Genomic DNA, 11,690 nt, shown 5'->3' on the forward strand with positions numbered 1-11,690 from the left:
CTGCCTATTGCCTACCGCATACTGCTATAAGCCAACTACCTGTAGGCCTTTTTGATACTGTCCAGACGGCGCTTGTTGTCGCGATCTTTTATGGTATCACGCTTGTCATGAAGCTTTTTCCCTTTAGCAAGCGCAATCTGCAGTTTTGCACGCCCATTATCGTCAATGAAAAGAAGTAAAGGAACAATAGTGTTTCCAGAACTGGTGACTTCCTTCTCCAGCTTTTTGAGTTCGCGTTTGTTAAGCAACAATTTGCGCACCTGCTTAGGATTGTGGTTGAAGTATGAAGCGTGGCTGTACTCTTGTATGGTCATGTTTACTACCCAGAGTTCGCCATTTTTAAACTCGCAAAATCCCTCCGCAATACTCGCTTTACCCAGTCGTATTGCTTTGATCTCAGTACCCACCAAAACAATCCCAGCGATATACTTATCAAGTATCTCATATTCAAAGCGCGCCTTGCGGTTCTTGATCTGTATATTTTTCTTAAATTCCATAGAGAGGCGCAAATATAATGGATGCGTAGATGAGTAGTAAGCTTTTAAGGTTTTGTATAGATGATGGGGGATAGGTATGAGGCATGCGGGATGAGGTTAGAGGGGACTGGAGTTAGAAATTGTTTCTATAAATTCCAGAGCTCCTTAAATTTTTCACCGAGGGCTGAGGCACTCAAAGCCCGATTAGGGATATTGAATACAGAATATCGATAATTATTTGAAATCAACGCATACCACATGCCGCAAACTGCCCGCTACAAACTGCAACAACCTTATTATAGAATCATTATTGAAAAATGGCTAAAACACGCCCTTCGAGAACCTCACTGTTCAACAAAGGTTTCCAGCGAGGGCTGAGGCACTCGAAGCCCGATTTTGAATAATGAATATTGAATAAGTAATATTGAATATCGACAATTATTCGAAATCCACGCATACCGCATACCACACCTGCTTACTATCTCTTTACACTAACAAGCGGGTAAAATGTGAAAATCTTGAGGAAAGAAAGGACAGCTTAGCAAAATTCCCGATAGTATCTTCGCATTATGAAAAAAGTATCCTTTCTATTGCTCTGTTTAGGTCTGTCAATCACCAGTTGTACTGAGCCTCAACCAGATGCTGACGAGCTGATTGCAAAAACTATCAAGGCACACGGCGCTGATAAAATGGCGCAAGGAAAATTAGCTTTCAATTTCAGAGGGATTGATTACGTGGTGACCCGCGATAACGGACTCTTCACCTACGAGCGCATCACGATCCAAAACCAAGATAGTGTGGTGGATCGCCTCACTAATGACGGATTTAAAAGGACTATAAATGATAGCGTCGTTACTTTACAGCCAGAAAAGAAATCTACGCTCAGTTCCAGCCTGAATTCTGTGATTTACTTGGGTCAGCTGCCTTTTAGTCTCGACGGTCCAGCGGTCTATAAAAAGTATCTGGGTGAAACTACGATTAATGAAATAAAGTATTATGAAGTTGAAGTAACATTTGATGAAAATGGCGGCGGTGAGGATCACGAAGATGTTTTTATTTATTGGATTAATCAAGCAGATTTCATGATCGATTATTTCGCTTATAGTTTCTGTGAGGAGGAATGTGGGTTTCGCTTTCGCGAAAGCTACAACCGCAGAAACATCAACGGCATGATCGTGCAGGATTATCATAATTACAGCCCCATCGATAGCGATGCAAAACTCGAAAATCTAGAAGAACACTTTGAACAAGGCAAACTCGAAAAAGTCAGCGATATTGAATTGAAACGGGTGAGTGGGGATTAAATTAATCTCACGTATTTCTGCAAAACCAATTATAGATTTATAGCTGGAACCTCAAATTTTCAGTTCTAGCTATTAATTGTTGTTTACTATCTCAATTAGATAATTAGCAGTCAAAAAATGAAATCCATTGATAAATCGACCAGACTGACCAATTATTTGATTGATTTTATACTTATTTATATTCTTTGGTACGTATTGATCGTTATTATAGATGGCTCCAATTATTTCTCATTGTTCTACTTAACTACTTTTGTTTACTATTTAGTTTTAGAGTATGTTTTTCAACAGACTATCGGCAAGATGGTTACAAAGACAAAAGTCATTTATAACCAGGGAGGAAAACCTGAAATTTTTAGAACGATTTTGAGAAGCCTTTTTAGGTTGGTACCTATTGACGTTATTTCTTATTTGTTTGGAACGGAGATAGGAATAAATGATTCCTGGTCTTTCACTAGAATCGTTTATGTCAACGAAAACTGACCCAACTTTGAAGGCTGCTGCAACAACCAGCCGGTCAGACTGTACCGCGGCTTATTTGAAGCCAAAACTGCATGTGGGACAACCGCACTTTTGAACATTACACAGCGCGCCTCAAGTGGTTCTACCAGTAACGTGGAGCCGTCTTCTTGATAAATTTCCAATTCACCGCCATCACCTTTTTGCCAATTCTTATTCAGATAAAAAATCATACTGATCGTACGGTTATTTCTATTATTGAATTGGTCCAGGTGCTTATCGTAATGTCCACCGGTAGGGTAGTGGGCTAAATGAAATTCATAACCCGACAGCCCCAAATAACAGTATCTGTTATAAATATGGATAGTTTCATCTATGAGACTCCAGATAGAATCGAGTGGCGTGTCTCTTTTTCTGTCTAGCCAATAGGTAAAGTCACCTCTTATATCAGAACGGATCATTTGATCGTTCAAGGCTCCGATGCCGGCTTTTGTAAATGCTTCCAGATGTTCTTTAAAAAAAGCTTGCAATACATTAAGCCGATCTTCCCTCAAGAAATCATCAATAATTACATAATCATTAAGAGCCAATTCATCCATCCAGGACAACCAGCGATCTAAAGCGTGGTATTCTTCCAATTCACATTTAAAAAGCGGCAAACATAATCTACTTTGTTCTATACATGGACAATCTTATCAAAAAGAATCAATCCCACCCAAATGCTTGATTGATCTCCTCATAAACCAATTTACCGTCTACTATATTCAATCCCAAAGCGAGATGAGGATCCCGATCGCAGGCTACTTTCCAGCCCAGATCGACAAGTTGAATTACAAACGGTAGGGTCACGTTTGTCAAGGCAACCGTTGATGTGTAAGGAACAGCTCCCGGCATGTTGGCCACTGAGTAGTGTACGACATCATCAATGATATAGATAGGATCTTCATGAGTGGTAGGACGCGTTGTTTCTACACAACCGCCTTGATCTACCGCTACACCTACGATCACTGTTCCTGGTCGCATTGTTTTAAGCATGTCTCGGGTGATAACATTGGGAGCTTTGGCACCTTTCAGTAGAACACCACCTATAATTAGATTATGGGTTTGTATGTGCTTTCTTACGTTGAGTTCATTGGAGAATTCGGTGACCACGTGAGAAGGCATCACATCATTGACGTATCTTAATCTTTTCATATTGATGTCCATGATGGTTACGTGAGCTCCCAGACCAGACGCCATTTTTGCTGCTTGGATCCCTACGACTCCAGCGCCCAAAACCAACACCCTCCCAGGAGCAACGCCGGGAACTCCGCCTAAAAGTACGCCACGGCCCTTGACCGGTTTTTCAAGGTATTTTGCACCCTGTTGTATAGGGAGTCTTCCTGCCACTTCAGACATGGGAGCGAGTAGGGGAAGAACGCCGTCATCATCTTCTACGGTTTCATAGGCAACGCAAACAGCACCCGAGGCAAACATGGCTTTTGTGAGTTTTTCGCTTGAAGCTAAATGGAAGTAGGTACAAACAATCTGGTCTTTTTTAACGAGGTCATATTCCCATTCGATAGGTTTCTTCACCCTTACGATCATTTCGGCGATTTGATAGACGGCTTCAATCTTTTCTAGAATCTGGGCTCCAGCTTTAATGTGATCTTTGTCTGAAAATCCGCTTCCCAGTCCGGCGCCTGATTGAATGTAAACGGAGTGATTGCGTTTATGAAGCTCGAGTACACCGGCAGGAGTCATTCCCAAACGGCTTTCATTAGTCTTGATTTCAGATGGTACGCCTATTACCATGACCACGTTTTTAGGGTTAGAAACTATAAATAAATAATATTTCAGAATCTAACCCTATAATTGATATGGTTGTTTTTAAAAATGTTATGAATCAATAGGATTTACCCCTATTTTTAGAGGGTATAAATGTAATGTGAGCGAAAGTTGGTTTACAAACGATAATTGCCTAGCACGATAATTTCAACTCGAGATGAAATGAGTTACTCAGGGTTTTTAACCACCATAATCAATCGATCAGAATCAAAACGATCGTATGCATCGAGCTGGTAACTGCCATAAACTTGTATCAACTCAAGTCCTGCTTTTTCAAAATATCCTTTAAAGTCTGACAGCATCAAGGCTTTGACACGCTCAGTGTAATGGTAATCATTTCCCTGATCTTCAAATTTGATGTCCTTTATGATGTGACCGTCTTTAAACCTACGACTCATGTGAAAGGTGATTCCTCGCTCACTCTTCTGATTGGAAACGACCAGCTTACGCAAAACATAAGGAACATTTAAGAAATCAATCACGGCATGTCCACCGCGATTGAGATTATCCTTAATGGCGCAGATGGTTTTGAGATTATCTCCTTCGGTTTCAAAATAACCAAAACTGGTAAACAGGTTAAAGACCGCATCAAATTGTTCGCCCATCGGTTGGGTCATGTCGTGAACCTTAAAATTCAATCGACTGGAATCAAGGGTTTGGTGGGAAGAATTAAGACTCTTAGATTGAGCTAGCTTTTTTGATAATTCCGCTTTCGCGAAAGCGATACTATTCTCACTCAAATCTACACCAGTCACACGATACCCCAATTTATTCAAGTACATGCTGTGGCGACCGCGTCCACAAGCAAGATCCAGAATATGAGCATCTTGATCGAGATGCAGCGATTCTGTAAGGCGTCGCATAAATCCAGCAGCCTCCTCGTGATCTCGATCTCTGTACAGAATATGGTAATATCTGGTGTCAAACCAACTGGCATACCATTCCTGCTCTGTGCTTTCTGAAGACATAGGCGGCAAAAATACCGTAATTTTGCCGCTCTAAATCGCAAAGCATGTCTGAAAATTTTAAAATGGTCGCCAAAACACTTTTTGGACTGGAAGAGGTCCTAGAACGTGAACTCAGGCAGCTGGGCGCCATGGATATTAAGAAAGGCGTGCGCATGGTGGAATTTCTAGGTGATCAGGGATTTATGTACAAGGCAAACATGATGTTGCGTACCGCGATTAGGATTCTAAAACCTATTTATAGTTTCAAGGCCCGCAATGAAGTGGATCTTTATGATGGGATCTATCAATTTGACTGGTCGCAATACCTCACGCCTCACGACACGCTTTCTGTAAGTGGAACGATTTCTTCTAAATACTTCAACCACAGTCAGTACGTAGCGCTTAAAACCAAGGATGCGATCGTGGATCAGATACGCCGCAAAACGGGTCGTCGCCCTGATGTGGATTTGAAACATCCTGATGTGCGCATTTCCATTCACATCAACGATCAACATGTAGACGTATCGCTGGACACCAGTGGTGAGGCGCTTTACAAACGTGGTTACAGAGATAAAACCAATATCGCTCCCATAAACGAGGTACTTGCTGCAGGAATCATTTTACTAAGCGACTGGGACCAGCGATCTACCTTTATTGATCCCATGTGTGGTAGCGGAACGCTGGCCATTGAAGCCGCTATGATTGCGGCAAATATTGCTCCCAATTTGAATAGAATGGAATTTGGTTTTGAACGCTGGCCAGACTACGATAATGCGTTGTTTGAAAAAATTCAAGAAAGCTGTCTTAAGAAAATGCGTGAGTTTGAGGGCAAGATCATAGGCCGCGATGTCGATGGTTTTACGCTTAAAAAAGCCGCTGAAAACGTGGACAATGCCAATTTGAATGATTTTATCACGCTAGAAAAGGGTGATTTCTTCAGAGACCATCAGCGGGCAGAGGCGTTTTTGATGTTCAACCCGCCGTATGATGCGCGACTTTCCGTGCAAATCGATGAGTTTTACAAGAACATAGGAGACACCCTAAAACAACGCTACGCAGGTTCTACTGCGTGGATGATTACTGGAAATCTGGAGGCACTCAAGCATGTAGGTCTGCGCCCGAGTAGAAAAATCAAATTGTTTAACGGGAAGCTGGAGTCCAGACTCGTGAAATATGAAATGTATCGAGGGAGTAAGAAGGGTGGTAGGGAATAATTCTGAACTTGAATTAGAACTTGAACTAGAACTAGAAATCCCAAAACCCAAAACCCAAAACCCAAATTCCAAATTCCAAATTTCAAGTTCCATAACCTTAATCGGGAAGATCGAATTGTAATTTTCCCCCTTGAGGGGGCGCAGGGGGTGTTCTACCTTGAAATTCAAATTCCAATCTCAGAAGCTTAAAGTCTTTTATCTTAAGTCTTATAGCGGATCAGTCTTTTATCATTAACACTTTAGAGATTATATCCCGCTATGTAAGAAATATCATTAACACAACTTTACCGAGGTAAATTATGTTAATAGGCATGGGTTTTGTCAATTTGTAGGTCATCTAAGTGAAACCTGCTTGAGCGATCAAACTGTAAAGAAAAACCCTAAAAAACCGAAGAGAAAATTCCGCTGGTTGCGCAGGTTACTGCGTACCATTGCTGGAATAATCATTTTCTTTTTGTTACTGATTCTGTTCATACGCAGTCCGTGGGGACAAGATATTATCGTGAATCAGGCCGTCAATTATCTGGAAGGCAAAACGGGAACTGAAGTTCAAGTGGAGAGCCTGTATTTTACTTTTGACGGAGATATAAGTGCGAGCGGCGTTTACCTGGAAGATCTTGCCGGTGATACCTTAGTCTATTCAAAAAAGCTGGAAGCTGATATTCCATTTTTACCGTGGATCAGAGGCGGATCGCTTTCTATCGATAATGTAGAGTGGGAGGGTCTTGTAGCGAGAATCAAAAGGAAGGACACCGTTCAAGGCTTTAATTTTCAATTTCTAGCCGACGCCTTTGCCACCGCACCAGATACCACCGCATCAGAACCCATGCAGTTGGATTTGGGCAACTTTGATCTGAATGATTTTGACGTTATTTATGATGACAAGGTCACAGGTATGTTTGCAGATGCTCGCTTTCAGAAACTTCAGGTTGCGATGAATGAATTGGATCTGGAAAAAATGCGCTACACAGTTGACGAACTCGACTTAACTGATGCCGATATTACTTACATCATGAGTGAGCCTAGTATTCAGGCTGATCCCGATACTGTTGAAACCGATTCTGTGCCACTGCCATTTCTCGCCGCTGGAAACATCAAGTTCTCTCAAGTAGACTTCAATTTCAAATCAGAAATCGACGGGATTGAGTTGACTACTTACGTGGATGATCTGGAAACCAGCATTCCAAAAATTGACCTAGATCAGCAGGATTATGAGGTATCGTTTTTAGATTTTAGGAATTCCAGAGTCGATGTGGCTATGACAACACAAGATTCTAAAACTACTGGTAATATTGATTCCAGCCAAGCAGCAGCTTTTGAATGGCCGCCTTTAACTTATAATGTTCAAGATGTTCTCCTGGAAAATATCAATTTCACTTATTCTGTCGATGGAGCACAACCTCAGGTAGGTCAGTTTAATCCTGATGCTGTTTTTCTGGAAGATGTGAATCTCACTTTAGCAGAGAGTTCTCTAAAAAATCAAACTCTTACCGCAACCATTGAAAAGCTGAATGGTAAAGAGGCTTCTGGTCTAAATCTGTACAGCTTAAATTTTGAAGGCGAGGTTTCAGATAGTGCTATTGCTCTCAGCGGCTTGAATTTGAATTTAAACAGAAATACCCTCAATGGAAACTTGAGTATGGACTATGCAAGCCTTCAGCAACTGACTGAAAACCCTACCAATATCAAAGTTCAGGCTAATCTCCCAGGCTTCAACATAGACCTCGCTGATGTTTATCGTTTCCAACCTGATTTAAAACAACAGCCCTATTTTGACGCTCTAACCAAACATAGATTAAGAGGAAATCTCATAGCAACTGGAAGTACGGACTTTCTGAATATTCCCAAGTTAAATTTGGACTGGGGACAGGCAACTTATATCTATGCCACCGGGAATCTCCGTAATGTCACGGATCCTGAGGCGTTGAGCTACAACTTTGGGCGAGTAAGAGTCAATTCTAAGAGAAAGGATTTAATTGCCTTTGTAGATGAACAAGCATTGGGAGTAGAGTTGCCACAAGATGTTCAGTTGGTGGGTAGCTTTAATGGTACCACAACCTCTCTCAAAACCGATGCGCAATTGCAGACCAGTCTAGGTGCCGTAGATGCTGATGGTACTTTTGCATTTGGTGAAAACATCAATTTTGATGCAGTAGTTCGAGCCACGGAAATACAGCTATCTACTTTGCTACAAAATCCAAGTCTTGGAGACTTGACTCTTAATCTGGATGTTGAAGGAAGCGGTAGTACGATCAATGAACTCGACGCAACGCTGGAAGGAAACCTCAGCAAATTTGCCTACAACGGTTACCAAATCAATAATGTTCCGCTGAGCGCAAAAATTAAAGATGGTCAGGGCACGTTTGATACGAAGTTTAGGGATGATAATTTGGACCTTGAACTGGACGCATTTGTTGACTTGGACAGCGTTGCTACCGAAGCACAAGCAACAATAAATGTCAAAGGAATCGATCTGTATGAATTTGGGATTTCCTCAAAAAACACTAAAGCTGGGGGAAAAATCATCACGAACTTTAAAGGCAATCTTTCTGAATATGAAGTCGATCTAGAGATTGAAGACGGCATCGCTGTCTATGACGACCAGAGTTATCTCTTGGGAAGTTTTAATGCACATGCTTTTTCTGCTCCAGACACGACGGCGGTAGATGTGAAAAATAGAATGCTCGACCTAGAATTGCGTTCAAACGTAGATCCAGCGCAGCTTTTTGCCGGACTACAGCGACATATGGATCGGTATTTGAACCGCGAGGTAAGCATGGACACCACAAATTATGTGGTGATGAAATTGAAGGGAAAAGTTCAACCTGCACCCATGTTGCGCGAGGTGATTTTGCCTGGTCTGGAATCGCTGGACACCCTCACGTTATCCGTAAACTTTAATGAACGCAAGCGCTTACTGGATACTGATATCATCATTCCTTACGTGAAATATACCGGTAGCGTGGTGGATAGCATCCACATTCAGTCCAGATCTGATCAAGAACGATTTGATTTTGAGGTAGGTTATGATCGGTTAGAGGCTGGACCGGTCAGCCTTGCTGAGACGGTGCTCAAAGGTTCCATCATACAAAATAGACTGGAGCTTGATTTTGTCTCCTATGATGAGGGCGAGCGGTTATTGCATTTTGGGAGTACGCTTTCGCGAAAGCGAGATCAATTAGGAGTAGATAACCTCATTTTCAATTTGTCGATTGATGATTTGATCTTCAACAAAAAGCCGTGGCAGATTCCAGAGACCAATGAAATGGCTTATGGCGAAAACAAAATTAAGTTCAAAGATTTTAAATTAACAGACGGTAATCAATCGCTTGAATTAAGAAGTGATCTAGCTGATATAGAGAAAGATCACATTGCTTTACTAATGAATAACTTTAGGTTGCAATCCGTTCTCAGTTATCTCAATCCAGATGAAAAACTGGCTACCGGAATCGTCAATGGTGAATTGGTTTTTGAAGATGTTTTAGGCAAAATGGGCTTTGAAGCTGATATGAGCATCGATGAGCTTCACGTGATGCAAACAAAGCTTGGGAGACTCGCTCTCGATACCGAACTGGTCGATGGCAATCGCTATAATATGGACATGACTATCAAAGGTAAACCGATAGATTTACAGCTAGCCGGAAATTATACGGCGGCAGAGACTGCTGCTGAACTAGATCTTCAACTCGATATCAATAGGTTGGAGATGAATACGGTAACTGGATTATCGCAGGATTTTCTAAAAGAAGGTTCTGGATCCATGAACGGAAAAATAAGTGTTACCGGAACGACTTCAGAACCTACTTACAATGGAAAACTAGAGTTTGAGAATGCCGGTTTCAATGTCGCCATGCTTAATAACGAGTTCCTTTTGCAAAATGAGGAGTTAAATCTCAATAACGATGCGATTACGTTCAACAATTTTGAGATTAGAGATGAGAATAACAATGTTTTCAGCATAGATGGGAGTGTAGGTACAGAAGATCTATTTACACCCACTTTTGATTTAAAACTCAAAGCTCGGGACTTTACAGCACTTAATTCGACCGAAGATGATAACGATCTCTATTATGGTGTAGCAAAATTTGATGCCGACGCTACTATAAAAGGCGATATTAATATCCCAGTTATCGATATGGATGTGCGAGTGGATAATGCTACAGATTTTACCTATGTCATGCCAGCTGCGGAGGTGAACATGGTGCAGCGCGATGGTATCGTTCAGTTTGTTAATAAAGAAGATCCTGACAATATATTAACGCAATCTGAAGATGTGAGCGCAACCCTTACTGGTTTTGACCTCAATATGAATCTGAGCGTGAATGATGGTGCCACCGTGAATATTATCATCGATCCAAATACAAGCGACAAACTTCAGGTATCTGGAAGTGGAGATTTGATCTACAAAATGTTCCCTAATGGACGTATGACGCTCACCGGTCGCTATGAAATCGCCGATGGTTACTACCAACTCAACTTTTACGATATCGTTTCCAGACGTTTTGACCTTGCAGAAGGTGGTAGCGTGAGCTGGACGGGAGATCCTTTTGATGCTATTCTTGACGTGAGAGCAATCTACCGGATAGAAACCAGCGCCAGCTCGCTTATGGCAGCACGGACAAGTGGTATCGATGCAGCTGACAGGAATCAGTTCAGGCAACAGCTTCCGTTTTTAGTTTATTTAAATCTGGATGGTGAGCTCATGAAGCCAGAGATCAGCTTTGCGATTGATTTGCCTGAGGATGAACGTGGTTATGCTGGTGGTCAGGTGTACGGCACATTGCAACAATTGAACAATCAGCCACAGCAATTAAATAAACAAGTATTTGCTTTGATCACATTAAATCGCTTTTTCCCTACCAGCGGTTCAGATGGGAGCCAGGGTGGTGTTGCTACCGTAGCTCGCGATAATTTGAATCAGGCGATAAGCGATCAGTTGAATCAATACGGTGGGCAATTGTTTGGGAATACGGGAGTAGATCTGACATTTGGTCTGGACAGCTATACCGATTATCAAGGAAACTCGGCTCAAGAGCGCACTCAATTGGATGTGACCGCAAGTAAAAAATTACTCAATGATCGGTTGATCGTAAGTGTAGGGAGCGAGGTAGATGTTCAAGGTAGTAATCCTGATGGTTCTCAAACTCCTCTTATTGGGAACGTCGCCATAGAATATCTCATTACTCCGCAAGGAAGATGGCGTTTTAAGGGATTCAGAAGAAATCAGTTTGATAATGTGGTGGATGGTCAGTTGATGGTAAGCGGTGTCGCCATCATTTTTACTCGTGAATTTAATAAGTTTAAAAATTTATTCAAGAGCAGCGATGAATTCAAACAGTTAGAAGAAGAAAAATCAGCACAACAAACGACCGATGCGCGTATGAAGGAAGATGACGATGAAGACCAAGACAACGAAGACAAAAACCCTGATTCCAAATGATCTGCTTTAAAATTCACGGAAAGTTA

Annotated in this window: 8 protein-coding genes; 4 read left to right on the plus strand and 4 right to left on the minus strand. The window is 41.7% G+C overall.

The window, feature by feature from the left end:
* Window positions 1–35 precede the first annotated feature (35 nt).
* Window positions 36–497 carry an SsrA-binding protein SmpB gene (gene smpB / locus BST97_RS03000; protein ID WP_085765851.1) on the minus strand — a complete coding sequence of 154 codons (462 nt, stop codon included), beginning with the start codon at window positions 495–497 and terminating at the stop codon, window positions 36–38.
* 548 nt (window positions 498–1,045) lie between these two features.
* Here smpB and BST97_RS03005 point away from each other — a divergent pair.
* Both BST97_RS03005 and BST97_RS16360 read left to right on the plus strand, forming a co-directional pair.
* On the plus strand, window positions 1,046–1,780 hold the full coding sequence (locus BST97_RS03005) for a DUF6503 family protein (protein ID WP_085765852.1): 735 nt from the start codon (window positions 1,046–1,048) through the stop codon (window positions 1,778–1,780).
* A gap of 117 nt (window positions 1,781–1,897) precedes the next feature.
* Window positions 1,898–2,260, plus strand: coding sequence for an RDD family protein (locus tag BST97_RS16360; protein ID WP_085765853.1), 363 nt, complete (start codon window positions 1,898–1,900; stop codon window positions 2,258–2,260).
* Here BST97_RS16360 and BST97_RS03015 read toward each other — a convergent pair.
* The 3 genes from BST97_RS03015 to BST97_RS03025 form a co-directional block, all read right to left on the minus strand.
* Window positions 2,242–2,874: a 2OG-Fe(II) oxygenase gene (locus tag BST97_RS03015; protein WP_245833642.1), complete on the minus strand. Its 633-nt coding sequence runs from the start codon at window positions 2,872–2,874 to the stop codon at window positions 2,242–2,244. The genes BST97_RS16360 and BST97_RS03015 overlap by 19 nt on opposite strands.
* 67 nt (window positions 2,875–2,941) lie before the next feature.
* Window positions 2,942–4,030, minus strand: coding sequence for an alanine dehydrogenase (gene ald / locus BST97_RS03020; protein ID WP_085765854.1), 1,089 nt, complete (start codon window positions 4,028–4,030; stop codon window positions 2,942–2,944).
* A 200-nt stretch (window positions 4,031–4,230) separates the two neighbouring features.
* On the minus strand, window positions 4,231–5,031 hold the full coding sequence (locus BST97_RS03025; protein ID WP_085765855.1) for an SAM-dependent methyltransferase: 801 nt from the start codon (window positions 5,029–5,031) through the stop codon (window positions 4,231–4,233).
* A 44-nt stretch (window positions 5,032–5,075) separates the two neighbouring features.
* On the opposite strand from BST97_RS03025, the gene BST97_RS03030 reads away from it, so the two are divergent.
* Window positions 5,076–6,224: a THUMP domain-containing class I SAM-dependent RNA methyltransferase gene (locus tag BST97_RS03030; protein ID WP_085765856.1), complete on the plus strand. Its 1,149-nt coding sequence runs from the start codon at window positions 5,076–5,078 to the stop codon at window positions 6,222–6,224.
* 352 nt (window positions 6,225–6,576) lie between these two features.
* The gene (locus tag BST97_RS03035) at window positions 6,577–11,664 is read left to right on the plus strand and encodes a translocation/assembly module TamB domain-containing protein (protein ID WP_085765857.1); all 5,088 of its coding nucleotides are present in this window, start codon (window positions 6,577–6,579) and stop codon (window positions 11,662–11,664) included.
* The last annotated feature ends 26 nt before the right edge of the window (window positions 11,665–11,690 follow it).

The organism is Nonlabens spongiae, assembly GCF_002117125.1.
Classification (GTDB): Bacteria; Bacteroidota; Bacteroidia; order Flavobacteriales; family Flavobacteriaceae; genus Nonlabens; species Nonlabens spongiae.